The sequence below is a fragment of the Paenibacillus sp. MB22_1 genome (genome assembly GCF_047200555.1).
GTDB lineage: Bacteria > Bacillota > Bacilli > Paenibacillales > Paenibacillaceae > Fontibacillus > Fontibacillus phoenicis.
Map to the genome: position 1 here is coordinate 932,246 of NZ_JBLADV010000002.1, position 13,847 is coordinate 946,092.

A 13,847-nucleotide genomic window follows, 5' to 3' on the forward strand; every position below is an offset into this window, starting at 1 on the left:
GTTCGATTCGTATCATTGCTCTTGGCTTCTATTCGGGTTGGCCCTCATTTCCATATACGTGTAAACCTGCTCCAACAGTTCAATTAACTGCTGGCTCTTCTCCTCGCCTAGGTACTCAACCAATCCCTGGATTTGGGCCGACCTTTTCTTGGCAATCTCCTTGACCTGTGCGATTCCTTGCTCCGTCAGTTTGACGCGAACCGCCCGGCGATCCTCCTTGTCGTTATAACGCAATACCATCCCGCGCTCTTCCAAGCTGCGAACCAGCGGCGTGACCGTCGGGGAAGCGACCTCTAGCATCGCGCTCAGCTCCGAGACCGTTACTCCGCGCTCATCCTTCTCCATGCCATGCAAAATATAAAACATCAATCGGACTTCGCTTGGTTTAAACTCCGATGGCGTTAGTTTGCTAAGATCCATTCTCCGAAAGCGGTGAAACGTCTTCAGCAGTCGATGCGCCTGCGAGTTGTCACCGGTGAACAAATCAATCCCTCCCGTCGATTTATTTTCATAACTTAATAATTAGGTATACTATTAATTCGCAAGCCTAATTATAATAACCTGCCGAAGTGAAGTCAAGCGCCGTCAAATTTCAGACATAGATACAAAAAAAGACCGCACAACCGGACGAAACGCCCGATTGTTACGGTCTAAAATGGGAATCAGAGTGAAGGACGCGATTGCCCCGGTTTCAGCTCATACAGACTCTTGAACTCGTAGCCTTGCCGGCGGGCTTCATCGATGATGGCTCCCAGAGCCGCTGCATTGTCCTTGGAGACGGAGTGCAGGAGGATCACGGCGCCGGGATGCAGCTGCGATACCACCTTCTGGTAAGCATAATCCGCTCCGCGTTGATCGTTCACATCCCAGTCCTTATAGGCCACGGACCAGAAAACATTCGTATACCCCAACTCCTTCGTTACACGAAGCGTCCGATCGCTGAATATCCCGCGAGGCGGGCGCAAGAAGTCCATCTTAGCCTGCCCGGTGACCTGTGCCGTGGCTTGTTTTACCTTCTCCAGTTCTTCCCGAATTTGGGCGTCGGAGATCGTCGCCATATCCGGGTGGCTCCAGGAGTGGTTGCCGATCAGATGACCTTCGGCGACCATGCGCTTTAGCAGCTCCGGCTGATCCTTGATGTAGTGGCCAGTGACAAAAAATATCGCCGGCACCTTCTTCGCTTTCAACGTATCCAGGATCAGGGCGGTATAACCGTTCTCGTATCCGTTGTCAAACGTCAGGAATAGTTCTTTGCGCGAGGGATCTCCGAAGAAAATCGCGCCGTGCTTATCGATGATATCTTTGAACCCTTCCTCATTAATGGAGGGGAGCTGACCGCCGACGCTTTTTTTGAATCCGAAATGATGAGCGACGTCCGCTTGAGCATCCGCAACAGGGACCCCTGTCCCGAACAGCAAACCGACCAGCAATGAACAGATTAAAGCAAACTTCACAGCTGTCTCTCCTTCATGGTTTTCAAGGTAATCGAAATTCGACATGCGCCCTTACTATCTGTCAAATTCCCGGGAAATATGCACCTTTTCAAGCAACAGCTCACCACATACTCATTCAAATTTATTCCGGATGGGGCGTCAGTACTTCCTGTGCAAACCGGATCCATTCGCGGGTGGCAAAAGACAAATACCGATCGTCACGCCAAATGATGCCAAGCTTCCACGGAATCACCGGGTTGACGAGCGGGATAATCCGCACGCCCTCGTCGTCGATTTCGCGGCAAATCGTTTCCGGCAGTAAAGTGATGCCGAGGCCGACGGCCACCATTTCACTGATCAGATCCCATTGGGAGCTCTCGTAGATGATATGCGGATGAAACCCGACCTTCGCGCACGCCCCGATAATGCGGTCATGCAGCGTAAAGTCCTCACGGAACAACACGAACCCGTCCGGGGCCAGCTCGGCCAATTCCACGCATTCCCGTTCTGCCAGCCGGTGCGAGGGATGGACGACCAAATTCAGCTTCTCCTCAACGAACGGAAAATAGCTCAGCTCCGCCTCCACCGTCGGCAGTACGGCCACGCCCACATCCAATGATCCCTTGGCAACGTCTTGCTCTACTTTTTTGGCGCCGTCCTCAAATAATTGGATCGTAATGTCGGGATAACGTTGATGAAACTCCCCAATCACCCTCGGAAAAAAGCTCGCCCCCACCATCGGCGGCAGCCCGATGCGAAGATGTCCCTTCTTTAAATTTCGTAAGTCGTCAAGCTCTGCCATCAGATTCTGGAAGGAGGTCACGATCTGTTGGGCTTGCGTAGCGATAATCCGTCCCGCATCGGTCAGCTCGATCTTTTTGCCAACGCGGTCAAACAGCACCACCCCAAGCTCCTCCTCCAACGCCTTGATCGTTTTGCTGATGGTAGGTTGCGTGATATACAGCGCCTCAGCCGCCTTCGTGAAGCTGCGCAGCCGTGCGACTTCGATTAAAACCTGCATTTGTCGGATATCCAACCGCCTGCTCCCCTTTAACTCGATTTTCTATAACAGATTGGAATGGTATTTATTCTGTATATTCATTTTACTCATGAAAATAATCGATGTAAAATTTCATTACTAACCAAAACAAGAAGGGAGCTGCTGAAATGAACAAGATGAAAGAGATCGGCATCGGGATTGTTCAAGTCGCCATCCTGTTCTTCGCCGCGATGGCCTTGAATAAGGTCGCGGAGCTGCTCCATTTACCGATACCGGGTTCCATTATTGGCATTGCCGTGCTGTTTATCTTGTTAAAAACAGGCGTCGTCAAGCTGAAATGGATTGAACGGGGCGCCAATTGGCTGCTGGCCGAGCTGCTGCTGTTCTTCGTTCCTGCTGCCGTCGGCGTCATGCAATACATTCCTTTACTCGAAAGTGAAGGCGTACGGATCTTGATTGTGGTCATCCTGAGCACCGTCATCGTTATGGTTTGCTCCGGGCTTGTGGCCACACGCATCGAAAAACGAAAGGAGGGCCGAACCTCATGATCATTGGCGCACTATGTTTAGCTTCTACCCTCATTATCTATGCTTTATCTAAACGGCTGTATCGGATACGGCCAAGAGTGTATCTGTCCCCGTTGCTGATTACCCCGTTGATTCTGGTGATCGGCTTACTCTCGGCGCAAATTCCTTATGAAACTTACCATTCCGGCGGAAAATGGCTTAGCAACCTGTTGCAACCGGCAACGATTGCGTTTGCTGTTCCACTGTACAAATACTACAACGTCCTGAAAAAACACGCTGTAGAAATTCTCATTAGCGTACTTTGCGGCTCGGTGGTCGCGATGTTCTCCTCCGCCGTTCTCGCAGAGTGGCTGCACCTGGACGCCCAATTGATTAACAGCTTGATTCCACGTTCGATTACGACACCGATCGCGATGAATGTATCGCAGGTGATCGGCGGCGTCCCGAATATTACCGCGGTCTTTGTAATTTTGACCGGGTTGCTGGGCGCCATGCTGGGACCGCTCGTCATGAAACTGTTCCGCATTGAAGGCGAGGTTGCCCGAGGTGTATTGTTTGGGACCAGTGCCCATGGCACCGGGACATCCAAGGCGTTTGAGCTCAGCACGTTGACCGGGACAATTTCCAGCATCTCCATGATCCTGGCTGCCCTGTTTACTTTAGGGGTCGCCCCGATGCTGATGGCTGTATTTCACTTCTAACCCTACGGCACGTTCGGCCAATCAGGGTACTTCGTTTAGGTTCCTCCAAATTTTATATATTGATGCTTGAAGCCTCGCCGAAGCGGGGCTCTTTTTTTGTCGGTTCAAACCAAACACCCCCCTTGCCTTCTTACGCGAGGCGAGGGGGGTGTCAGTGATGGATAAAGATTCGTACGCTGGGGTAACTCGTCTGCAAGAAATTAACCTTGCCTTACGCCCTGCAGGCTGCGGCAATGCGGGCAATTTTCTTTAACACATACCTTTTCCTTCAAGGCCTGTAGATTGGAAACGACGAAGCCTTTGCGGCTGACCTGAACGATGCCTTCCTTGCGGAGGCTGGTCAGAAGGCGGCTCACCGATTCCCGGGCAAATCCGATGGTACTGGCGAGCTCCTGGTGTGTAATCGGGATCGGAACCACCACTTCCTCCCCCCGCTTCACGCCGAAATGCTCCGCCAGATAAATCAAAAACGAGATTCCACGGTCTTCCACACCCCGTTGATTGAAATTCAGCAGTTTGTCTTGAAGCTCGCGGATTTTGCTGCTCATCAGCCCCATCATCTTGAACGCCAGATCCGGCGATCCCGCCAGAAGCTGCTCAAACGTGCGAAGCGGGAGGGCCAGCAAGCTGGTCTCAACGACAGTTGTGGCGGTCACTGGCGAGACCTCCGCATCAAAACGGCCCGTCAGCGGGAACATATCGCCTTGCTTCAGGAACGAGTAGATCTGTTCATTGCCTTTCTCGTCCGTTCGGCTTGTTTTGATTAACCCGTTCGCCACAAAATAGATTGACTCCACCTCATCCCCTTCCCGGAACACCGCCGCCCGCCTTGGCAACAGACGGGGAACGGTAAGCCGAGCGATTTGAGCTGCTTCATCAGCCGTCAGCCCTTGGAATAAGGGGAAGGAGCGCAGGAGATGACTGGAATGGCTCATCTTCCCCGCCCCCTACTCGAAGTTTTCTTCTTCGGTGACATTAGGCTTGCGCAGGTGGAACATCGAACGAACGATCACGTATACCAGCGGTACAATCCCCGCGACGATAAAGATCGTGTCCGGAATCATTCGCAGCCACAGCAGCAGGTTTACCGTATCTTGTTGATAGAACGAAAAGTCGCGCGCCGACCAGAACCCAAAGTCAAACGAATGCTTCAATTGGATAAAACCAACCGGCAGCAGGGTGATGACGATCATCCCGGTTAATCCGATGTTTAAACCCCAGCAAGAGATGCGCAGCAGCTTGTCGTTCCACTGCTCCGGCTTCACGATGTTGCGCATCGTGTACAACAATACGGCGATGGCGAACATCCCGTACACGCCCATCATTGAACCGTGGGCATGCGCCGTCGTCAGCGTGGAGCCGTGCATGAAATAGTTCACCGCAGGCAGGTTGATCAAGTAACCGAGCACCCCGGCGCCAACTAAGTTCCATACCGCGGTTGACACCAGAAAACGGAAGGCGGAGGTGTAAGGGAACGTCTGACCGCCATCCTTCATCATTTTGTATTGATCGTACGCTTCCAGAATCAACAGCGTCAGCGGAATGACTTCCAGCGCCGAGAAGACCGCGCCCAGGGCAATCCAGATCTCGGCCGACCCGTTATAGTAATAGTGGTGGCCAATCCCGATCACCCCGCTGCCCAGCAGCAGGATCAACTGAAACAATAGAGAGCGAATCGTCGATTCCTTGGTAACTAACTTCATTCGTACCATCAGGAAGCCGATGACGACGACGGCAAACACCTCAAAGATCCCTTCGACCCACAAATGGATAATCCACCACCGCCAATAGTCGGCGTAAGTGAATGAAGTTGTTGGATTAAAGAAAAAGGCAAAGATATAGAAGAACGGCACCGCGATCGCCGAATAGAACAGCAAATGCGTTAACCCGCCCTTATCGGTTTCCATCCGCAGCGCGCTGCGGATTGCGCGGTACACGATGTACAGCCAGATCGCCATACCGATGATCAACAGGATTTGCCAGAAGCGGCCCAGCTCCAGGTACTCCCAGCCTTGATGGCCCAGCCAGAACCACAGGTTGCCGAGGTAACCTTTGGCTCCAAGCCATTCCCCGACTGTACTTCCCGCCGTAAGCACGACCAGCGCCCAGAACAAGATGTCTACCAGCAGTCCTTGGCGTTTCGGCTCCTTCCCGCCAACAAGCGGGGCCACATAAATCCCCATTCCCAGCCATGCCGTCGCTACCCATAGGATCACGAGCTGCAAATGATACGATTTCGCGATATTGAACGGGAACAGCTTGACGATCCAATCTAACCCAAAGAAGGTGTTGGGTTCAACGTAATAATGCGCCAACAAAGCGCCAAACCCTACCTGGATCAGAAAGAGCAGCACAACGACGAGAAAATATTTCGCCGTTTTCACCTGACTAGACGTCACCGGCATACGGTTCAGATCCAGCACCGGGAAATTGCCCGGCTCATAAGCCTCCTGCATATACAGCCGGTAGCGGTTGTAGAAATACAGGATTATTCCCAGCACTAAAATCAAAATCGTCATGCTGATGCCGCTCCAAAGTACGGCGGAATAACCCATCGTATTGCCCGCATCCTCGAAATACGGCCAGTTGTTCGTATACGTCATCGTGTCGCCCGGTCGCTGCGTACCGGACAGCCATGCGGTCCAGAAGAAGAAGTCTGCAATTTGCTTGCGCATATCCCCTGGCGCCACATAAGCGCGGCCTTCTTCCGGCATCGTATCGTTCTCGAATAAATTCGGCTGGATACCGCGCCCGTCGCCCTCCGTAAAGACGTGATCATAATAAGCGCGAACCCGCTTCAGACCTTCTGCCTGACCGTCTGTCAGCACCAAGGTCTTTGCATTTTTGTCGTAGCGGTTCTGCTTCATTTCCGCCTTGACCTTCTCAAAAATCAACGTTTGCTGCTCCGGGGCCAGATCGGCATAATCCATTCCGTACTCGGCTTGCGCATGATGGTCATGCATGGCATCCGTAATGATTTTTAGCGCCTGTGCGGTGTAATCCGGCCCAAGATAAGAGCCATGACCCAGCACGGTGGCATAATCCATCAGACCATACTTCTGAAATACCGCCTGACCTCCGGTAATCTGCTCCTGAGTCGTCAGAACTTCACCCGCACTATTGACAACTTTAAGCGGCGTAGGTGCCTGCGATTTAAAAATCCAATATCCTCCGGCAATAAGCACCGTGAAGCTTAGCAAAAGGACACAGATCAAAATTCCCTTCAAAAATGAGTTCTGGGCTTGATTTCCCTTCATTCCTCGTCTCTCCTTTCCTCTAGACAGAATCAGGATAAGATGACGGAACGAAGAGAATTGTGATTCGGATTACAAATCTGGATTTCTTTATCTTTCCACAACGAAAAAGATCACATTTATTTCAAATTTTCCTTAAGTTTACTCCCCAATGCAAACCGGATTCCCCGTCCGGGCCGACTCCAGGGCGGCACAGGTGATCTGCTGCGTTTTCACAGCATCGGCATAATCGGACAAGATCCGCGACGTATCGCCGGTACGCAGGGCATGGATAAACGCCTCCGTTTCAGCTAAGTAGGGGTTGTCCTTCCCCGTGTAGGCCGTCTTGGTCCCCGGCAGATCGATCTCCAGCCGTTCCGGGCTCCAAGACAAAATACCGGCATCGGTATACAATTTCAGCCCTACCTCAGATACGCCGCCGGGCAAGATACAGGTATTGGAGATGGTAGCAACCGCCCCGCTTTGCAGCTTCATCGTGACGGTACCAACATCCGGGACGGTGACGTTATCGAAGCGTTCCTGCACCATGCGATTACCGTAGGCGGCATACACCTCGCGGGCCTCGCCGGCGGTATAGCGAAGCAGGTCTACAATATGGGTCGTCTGTTCCACGAACTGTCCGCCGGAACCCTCTTGGCTACGCCACCAGGCCACTTGCGGCATATCGCCCATCCAAGTGCCTAAAGCCATCCCAATCTTCCGGCCTTCCAGCGATTCCTTCAGCTGACGGATCGATTCTTTATAACGAAAATGATAGCCTACCGCATGAACTAACGGCTTTTGCTCCAACCGCGAGAGGATTCGTTGCGGCGTCTCCAAGTCCGCAGCCAGCGGCTTCTCCACGAAAAAGGGAATGCCCCGCTCGATCAGCTCGGTTTCAATCTCCCCGTGCGCCATTGGCGGGATACAGAGGTAAACAGCATCCAGCTTCAACGAGTCCAGCATATCCGTTAGGTTCCCGAAGCCAATCGCCCCTGGGTAGCGGTCTGCCAAGGCCTGTGCTTTAGCGGCTGTCGTTCCGGTAACCCCTGTCACGCGAACGCCGTCCAAACTTGCCAAAATATCCCCATGCACCTTGCTAAACCAACCTGTTCCAACGATTCCGATCTGCAATGCCATATGTACCCCTCCCTGTATGATCAAACTGTAATCGACCAACTACCTCTTTAAGATACTGTTTATCTTAAGGAACCACAAGTTTTGGGACTCTGCCTTCTCACTTCATTAACTGTACTTGATATTATTACAGTTGCGATTTATACTAGTCACAGGAAAAAAAAGAAAATGAAAGGATGGAGAGAAAATGAGCACGTTAAATCAAGTGGACGCAAAAGATTTTTATACCGTACTCAAAGAAAGACATTCTGTTCGGGTTTACGACCCATCTGTAAAAATCCCACGCGAGGAACTGAAAGAGATCATCGAGCTTTCTTTGTCCGCTCCATCCTCGTCCAATCTGCAGCCATGGCGTTTCTTGATCATCGACGAGCCTGAGCTGAAGCAAAAGCTGCTCCCGATCGCCAACAATCAGCAGCAGGTTGTGGATTCCTCGGCTGTCATTGCGGTATTGGGCGATCTTCGTTCGTATGAACGGGCCGAAGAGATTTATTCCGAGTCTGTGCGGCTGGGTGCAATGACGGAGGAGGTCAAAAATAATTTTGTCGAGCGTCTGCAAAAAGGCTATGGCGGCATGGGACCGGAACGTTTGCATCAAGTCAATCTGTTGGACGCTGGACTGGTGTCGATGCAACTGATGCTGATCGCCAAAGCTAAAGGCTACGACACGGTACCTATGGGCGGATACAATGCGGAGCAATTTGCCGAAGCATTTGACGTACCGGAAACGTTGAAACCGATCTTGCTGATCGCGATTGGTAAAGCGGCAAAACCAGCTCATGCAACGGCGCGTTTGTCGGTAGACCAAGTAACTTATTGGAACTCTTTCCAGAAGTAATTTCCTTAAAAATCAGAACGACCGGAACCGCATGGAGGGATCCTGTGGAGCCGGTCTTTTTTGTCTGAACCGCCCATTCCCCGGACATAATACTCCTGTTCCGCCTTGCCACAAAGCCGTTCTTCCGCTCCAGTTCATCTCATTCGATCATCAAGTTGATCTCAAATTAGCTTTGTTAATAGCTGACATCAATATTACAATAGAGGTCATAATTATCGTGAAATGGTGAACGTACTCATCCGATTACGCACATCAGAAAGGTGGAGTGGATCATGGCTTTAACACAGCAACGCGAAGCAGGCCTGGAGGCGGCTCGCAAATATGTAGATCAGGTATACGAGACCGTTCAAAAACGGAATCCAGGGGAATCGGAATTCCATCAGGCCGTCAAGGAAATCCTTGACTCACTGGTTCCTGTATTCGCCAAACATCCGAAATATCAAGAGCATGGGATTCTCGAACGCATCGTCGAGCCGGAACGAATGATCACTTTCCGCGTCCCTTGGGTGGATGACCAAGGCAAAGTGCAAGTGAACCGCGGCTTCCGGGTTCAATTTAACAGTGCGATTGGTCCTTATAAAGGCGGACTTCGTTTTCACCCGTCTGTCAATGCCAGCATCATCAAATTCCTTGGGTTTGAACAAATTTTCAAGAACTCGTTGACCGGCCAGCCAATCGGCGGCGGCAAAGGCGGATCTGACTTCGATCCGAAAGGCAAATCCGATCTCGAAGTGATGCGCTTTACCCAAAGCTTCATGACGGAGCTGTCCAAATACATCGGTCCAGACACCGACGTGCCTGCAGGCGATATTGGCGTTGGCGCTCGGGAAATCGGCTACATGTTCGGTCAATACAAACGGCTGTATGGCAATGAAACCGGCGTATTGACGGGGAAAGGCTTGAACTACGGCGGCAGCTTGACGCGGACTGAAGCTACCGGCTACGGGCTGGTTTACTTCACCAGCGAAATGCTGGCGAGTCGGGGCGATAGCTTCGCCGGGAAAACCGTCGTCGTCTCCGGTTCCGGGAACGTATCGATCTACGCGATTGAGAAGGCACAACAGCTTGGCGCGAAGGTCGTAGCTTGCAGTGACTCGAACGGATATGTCTACGACAAGAACGGCATTAATCTTGCAACAGTGAAGCGTTTGAAAGAAGTAGAACGCAAGCGGATCAAGGAATACGTGAACGAGCATCCTACTGCTGAATATGTAGAAGGCTGCCAAAATATTTGGAGCATCCCTTGCGACATCGCCTTGCCTTGCGCAACGCAAAACGAAATCAACGAAGCTTCGGCGAAACTGCTGGTGGCCAACGGCGTCAAATATGTAGCTGAAGGAGCCAACATGCCGTCCACGCTGGAAGCTATCGAAGTTTATCTGAACAATGACGTATACTTCGGACCAGCTAAGGCTGCAAATGCCGGCGGGGTTGCCGTTTCCGCTCTGGAAATGGCACAAAACAGCGCAAGACTCGCCTGGTCGTTTGAGGAAGTGGATGCTAAGCTGAAGGACATTATGCGCAACATCTACCAAAGCAGCGTAAACGCGGCTAAAGAATACGGTTATGACGACAACCTGGTTGTCGGCTCCAACATTGCCGGCTTCCTGAAAGTCGCTGACGCAATGATCGCTCACGGGGTTGTATAAAGAGCATAACGTAAAAAAAAGAGTCGCCCAGAGGATTCATCCTCTTGGGCGACTCTTTGTATTTAAGGAGCTTTAGTAAGCCAATGCATCCAGCGCTTTGATGTGGGACAGATAGCGGATGTTACTTGCTTCCTTCATCAACGTAGCTGGCAACCCGCGCAACTGGGTATTGCTTGCCCCGATGGTCGCTACAGCGTCTTTGCGTCCGAGCGAAGCCAGCGTACCGGAGTTGATCGGGCTGAATGCGTTCATCGTCTTGCCGTTGAGATACGCAAACAGATTGTAACCGATCAGCTCGCCCATTTGCCAAGCGATTTGCGCTGTCGGCGGGTAAGGACGACCGTCCGGACCCATAAATACGGCGCTGTCACCCGCAACGAATACGTCCGGATGGGAGACGGACTGCAGGAATTCATTCACCGAAGCACGGCCGCGGTTCACTTCCAGTCCCGATTCGCCAACCAGCGGATTGCCTTGCACGCCGCCCGTCCAAACGAAGGTGTTGGCCACGATCTTTTGCCCATCCTTGAGATCGATCGTGTTGCCTTCCACATTGGTCACCGGCAAGCCGGTCAAGAACTTCACGCCGCGTTTCTCGAGGCTGGCTGTGGCGCGCTCGATCAACTCGTCCGGCAGCACCGGCAAGATCTTAGGTCCAGCTTCCACGAGCATGAGCTTGATCTCGCTTTGAGGTACGCCGTATTTCTTCGTCAGTTCCGGCAGCTTATCCGCGATTTCGCCAACCAGCTCGACGCCAGTCAATCCGCCGCCGCCGATCACGATCGTAGCATCGGCTTCGTTGCCGCTTGCCGCATATTCGCGAATACGCGATTCGATATGCGCATAAATCCGTTTGGCATCGTCCGCCGATTTCAGCACCATGCTGTGCTTCTCCAAGCCCGGGATGCCGAAATACGCAGTAATGCTGCCCAGACCAACCACAAGGGCGTCATAAGACAACACAGTACCGTCGGAGAGCTTAACTTCTTTTTTGTCGACAGAAAAACTCTCAACCTTAGCGATCCGCAAATCGATGTCTTTGCCTTTAAACAGCTTATCGAGCGGCAAGGACACCGCGCGTTCGGAAATGCTGCCTGCGGCAAGGCGATGCAGCTCCGTAATGATTTGATGCGTCGGATATTGGTTCACCACCGTGATCCGCGCCTGCGATTTATCCATAAACTTACGGGCCGACAATGCACTGAGTACGCCGCCATAGCCGGCGCCCAAAATTAAAATATGTTTTGACATAATCGTATTCCTCCGTTAGTTTTGTTGGCGGTCCCGTTCACCGGACACTTGAAGATACGCGTTAACGAACCGGAGCAGCTTTTGCGTTTGCGGGTCCTTCAGCATCTTCATCAACCCAAACACGCCAATGACTTCTTGGCTGTCCTCGGCACGATCCTTCGCTTCGATGACGTTAGCCGCCAAATGCTTCACCTTGCCAACAACTGGCCCGGCAATTTCCGAAATGGCGCCTACCGTGTCATTCTTCAGAATTTCATCCGTCGCCACCGCTTTGGCAAAATCATACGTTTTCGTCAAAACTCCAACGAGCTCATTTAATTTGGGAAGCTGCTCAACCAGAGCGGTCAGCGATTGCTGCACCTCCGGCTTCAAGAGCTGCTCCAGGAGCTCCTGCTGCCCACTTGCGGTACCAGCTACGGATTGCTCCGTTTTTGTTTCAGTAACTGTCTCTGACATATTCGATTCTCCTTTGCGATAATCTGAGGATTCGCTAGCCGAACTTCTGTTCAAGCATAGTGTTCCTCCTTTGGATGCCTCTAACCAATTTTAAGTTAGTGAAAATTTGCACATCTTAAACCTGAACAATCCGAATAAATTGTAACACATTTTCAAGAAAAAAGGACCGTGCAAGTGACAAAATTCACGGCCCTTATCGATATCATTTTTCGATGAATCCTAATTTCCGCATGACAACGGCAGGTTCTCTTTCAAAAAATCATAAAACAGCTTTTCCGTCGGCGCGAGCTCGCGATTCGCCGGAATGATCACCCCAACGTCCCGGGTGACCTGAGGCTCCATCATCGGCAGCGACACGATCGTGGAAGGAATATGCTCGCCGAGCGCAATCTCCGGAAGCAACGTCAACCCCAGCCCGGCGGACACCAGCCCCTTAATCGCGTCCAGATCATCCCCTTCAAACGACACCTTTGGTTGAAATCCGATTTTGTCGCAGGCGTCCACCACGATTTCCCGCAGAACAAAGCCTTTCGGGAATAATACGAATACATCCTCCCGCAGTTCGTCCAGCCCCACGGATTCACGGTCAGCCAAGCGATGTCCGGCAGGCAACAGCACCTTGAACTTTTCGCGGAATAACATTTCCCCTGTGACTTGGGGTTCCCCTTGGGGCACCGGACCAATCATGGCCAGATTCATCAAGCCGCCGCCGACCCAGTCCAGCAGCTCCCGATACGACCCATGCTGCAGTTGAAAATGCACCTCCGGATACCGGCGCCGAAACGCCGACACCACCGTCGGCACCAGGTTGGCCGCCAGACTGCTCGGGAAACCGATGCGGACCGTCCCGCGCTCCGGATCCAGATACTCGTTAATTTCCTGTCGCGCCTGCTCAAGGACCTTCATCATTTGCTCCATATGCTGCAGGAACTGCCGGCCGATGGGTGTCAGCTTCACCTTCCGGCCTTCATGGACAAACAGATCGACGCCCAGCTCTGCCTCCAGCTTAAAGATTTGCCGACTGACCGCCGACTGCGACACATGCAGCGCATACGACGCTTCCGTCACATGCTCCAGCTTGGCCGCCTCAATAAAGTATTGGATTTGTCTGAGCTCCATCCCCTCACCCCGTTAGCTGCATTTTTCAGGCTATACCCGATTGGGATTGACCAAACCCAAACTCTTATAGCTTACACCTCATGTAAATATATTAAGAACCATTATATCGGCTCCCTTGTGAAAACGGAAGCAGAAAAGGCTATTTATTGAGTAATATAACTAGTCCCTTCCTATAGTGGTTATAGTGGTGCCCGAAACGGGGGCTGATGAGACAAGCGGGGCGACAGACGGGCAAAGTGAAGTTGCAGTTACGCAAAGTGAGGCGCTGACAGTAAAGCGAAGCCGCTGATGAGCAAGGTAGGGCCACATGAGCCGCAGACGACAAAGTGCAGTGACAAACAACCTAAGTAAAGGCACCAAAACGACCCATGCGAGACACCACGACGCCCCAATCGAGACCACAAACGTTCCAAGCGCGACCGTAAAAACGCCACAAACGCCCCAAGCCAGACTACAAAAACTCCCCAAACACCTCAGACGTTCCAACCAAGGATGCAGGCGAC

At 52.1% G+C, this 13,847-nt stretch carries 13 protein-coding genes; 4 read left to right on the forward strand and 9 right to left on the reverse strand.

What is annotated here, in order from left to right:
• Positions 1-12: 12 nt before the first annotated feature.
• The 3 genes from ACL02P_RS16140 to cidR all read right to left on the reverse strand — a co-directional run bounded on the left by ACL02P_RS16140 (position 13) and on the right by cidR (position 2,469).
• Positions 13-483 carry a MarR family winged helix-turn-helix transcriptional regulator gene (locus ACL02P_RS16140; protein WP_260070946.1) on the reverse strand — a complete coding sequence of 157 codons (471 nt, stop codon included), beginning with the start codon at positions 481-483 and terminating at the stop codon, positions 13-15.
• A gap of 179 nt (positions 484-662) precedes the next feature.
• Positions 663-1,499, reverse strand: coding sequence for a delta-lactam-biosynthetic de-N-acetylase (pdaA, locus tag ACL02P_RS16145; protein WP_412837710.1), 837 nt, complete (start codon positions 1,497-1,499; stop codon positions 663-665).
• 76 nt (positions 1,500-1,575) lie between these two features.
• The gene (gene cidR, locus ACL02P_RS16150) at positions 1,576-2,469 is read right to left on the reverse strand and encodes a cidABC operon transcriptional activator CidR (RefSeq protein ID WP_009223661.1); all 894 of its coding nucleotides are present in this window, start codon (positions 2,467-2,469) and stop codon (positions 1,576-1,578) included.
• Positions 2,470-2,609: 140 nt separating this feature from the next.
• On the opposite strand from cidR, the gene ACL02P_RS16155 reads away from it, so the two are divergent.
• The gene (locus ACL02P_RS16155) at positions 2,610-2,981 is read left to right on the forward strand and encodes a CidA/LrgA family holin-like protein (RefSeq protein WP_036644313.1); all 372 of its coding nucleotides are present in this window, start codon (positions 2,610-2,612) and stop codon (positions 2,979-2,981) included.
• The gene (locus ACL02P_RS16160) at positions 2,978-3,661 is read left to right on the forward strand and encodes a CidB/LrgB family autolysis modulator (protein WP_412837711.1); all 684 of its coding nucleotides are present in this window, start codon (positions 2,978-2,980) and stop codon (positions 3,659-3,661) included. Before ACL02P_RS16155 ends, ACL02P_RS16160 begins: the two co-directional genes overlap by 4 nt.
• A gap of 200 nt (positions 3,662-3,861) precedes the next feature.
• Here ACL02P_RS16160 and ACL02P_RS16165 read toward each other — a convergent pair whose 3' ends face one another.
• From ACL02P_RS16165 to ACL02P_RS16175, 3 genes are all read right to left on the reverse strand, one after another.
• Complete coding sequence (locus tag ACL02P_RS16165) at positions 3,862-4,596, reverse strand: Crp/Fnr family transcriptional regulator (protein ID WP_051416987.1); 735 nt, start codon at positions 4,594-4,596, stop codon at positions 3,862-3,864.
• A 12-nt stretch (positions 4,597-4,608) separates the two neighbouring features.
• The gene (locus tag ACL02P_RS16170; protein ID WP_412837712.1) at positions 4,609-6,918 is read right to left on the reverse strand and encodes a nitric-oxide reductase large subunit; all 2,310 of its coding nucleotides are present in this window, start codon (positions 6,916-6,918) and stop codon (positions 4,609-4,611) included.
• A 138-nt stretch (positions 6,919-7,056) separates the two neighbouring features.
• Positions 7,057-8,034, reverse strand: a complete 978-nt coding sequence (locus ACL02P_RS16175) for a Gfo/Idh/MocA family protein (RefSeq protein ID WP_412837713.1) — start codon at positions 8,032-8,034, stop codon at positions 7,057-7,059.
• 184 nt (positions 8,035-8,218) lie between these two features.
• On the opposite strand from ACL02P_RS16175, the gene ACL02P_RS16180 reads away from it, so the two are divergent.
• Together ACL02P_RS16180 and gdhA are read left to right on the forward strand one after the other, a co-directional pair.
• Positions 8,219-8,869 (forward strand): nitroreductase family protein, encoded by a 651-nt coding sequence (locus tag ACL02P_RS16180; protein WP_260070944.1) that lies wholly within the window; start codon positions 8,219-8,221, stop codon positions 8,867-8,869.
• 272 nt (positions 8,870-9,141) lie between these two features.
• Positions 9,142-10,518, forward strand: coding sequence for an NADP-specific glutamate dehydrogenase (gene gdhA, locus ACL02P_RS16185; RefSeq protein ID WP_036644179.1), 1,377 nt, complete (start codon positions 9,142-9,144; stop codon positions 10,516-10,518).
• 72 nt (positions 10,519-10,590) lie between these two features.
• On the opposite strand, the gene ACL02P_RS16190 is transcribed toward gdhA, so the two are convergent.
• From ACL02P_RS16190 to ACL02P_RS16200, 3 genes are all read right to left on the reverse strand, one after another.
• Positions 10,591-11,769 carry an NAD(P)/FAD-dependent oxidoreductase gene (locus ACL02P_RS16190; protein ID WP_009223654.1) on the reverse strand — a complete coding sequence of 393 codons (1,179 nt, stop codon included), beginning with the start codon at positions 11,767-11,769 and terminating at the stop codon, positions 10,591-10,593.
• A gap of 15 nt (positions 11,770-11,784) precedes the next feature.
• Positions 11,785-12,225 (reverse strand): DUF1641 domain-containing protein, encoded by a 441-nt coding sequence (locus ACL02P_RS16195; protein ID WP_009223653.1) that lies wholly within the window; start codon positions 12,223-12,225, stop codon positions 11,785-11,787.
• A 219-nt stretch (positions 12,226-12,444) separates the two neighbouring features.
• Complete coding sequence (locus ACL02P_RS16200) at positions 12,445-13,344, reverse strand: LysR family transcriptional regulator (RefSeq protein ID WP_009223652.1); 900 nt, start codon at positions 13,342-13,344, stop codon at positions 12,445-12,447.
• Between the last annotated feature and the right edge of the window lie 503 nt (positions 13,345-13,847).